Source organism: Paenibacillus sp. O199 (genome assembly GCF_001636635.1).
Taxonomy (GTDB): Bacteria; Bacillota; Bacilli; order Paenibacillales; family Paenibacillaceae; genus Paenibacillus; species Paenibacillus marchantiae.
Genome location: NZ_LGRP01000095.1, coordinates 1 through 892 on the forward strand (window position 1 = coordinate 1; position 892 = coordinate 892).

At 51.2% G+C, this 892-nt stretch carries 1 protein-coding gene; it reads left to right on the top strand.

Annotated elements, in window-relative coordinates:
* The coding region (locus tag A6049_RS32260) for a family 8 glycosyl hydrolase (RefSeq protein ID WP_063568468.1) at positions 1 to 892 on the top strand (892 nt) is incomplete at both ends.

The window sequence follows — 892 nt, forward strand, 5'->3', positions numbered from 1 at the left end:
ACGGAATGCTGGCAACGGTTATAATGGCCGGTTATGACGGCAATGCGCAGACCTATTTCGACGGACTTTATCAATATTATAAAGCGCATCCGAGCGCCAACAATTCGAAATTGATGGCATGGAAACAAAACAGCAGCTTCCAGAACATTGAAGGCGCCGACTCGGCCACGGATGGAGACATGGACATTGCTTATTCGCTCCTGCTTGCGGACAAGCAGTGGGGTAGCAGCGGCAGTATCAACTACCTTCAGGCCGGCAAGGACATCATCAATGCCATCATGCAAAGTGACGTGAATCAGTCCCAATGGACGCTGCGTCTTGGCGACTGGGCAACGGATAATACGTTCAAAAATGCTACCCGTCCATCGGACTTTATGCTGAATCACTTGAAGGCGTTCCAGGCAGCAACGGGTGATGCCAAATGGGCGAACGTGATCGACAAAACCTATACCATTGTCAACTCCTTATACAACGGGTACAGCTCATCAACCGGATTGCTTCCAGACTTCGTCGTTCTGTCGGGCTCGACGTACAAGCCAGCTTCAGCCGATTTTCTGGAAGGGGCGAACGACGGCAGCTACGATTACAATTCGTGTCGTACGCCTTGGCGGATCGCAACGGATTACCTGATGACTGGTGACAGCCGGGCACTCAGTCAGCTCAATCAAATGAATAGCTGGATCTCAACCAAAGTAAGCGGTAATCCTAGCAACGTAAAGGATGGTTATAAACTCAACGGCACGGTTACAGGTTCCGGCGGCAGCGGCGCGTTCTATGCACCGTTTGGTGTCAGCGCTATGACCTCGTCCGTGAACCAAAACTGGCTAAATTCCGTCTGGACCAAAACGGCCGGCAGCTCCAATGAAGGCTACTATGAAGATAGCATCAAGCT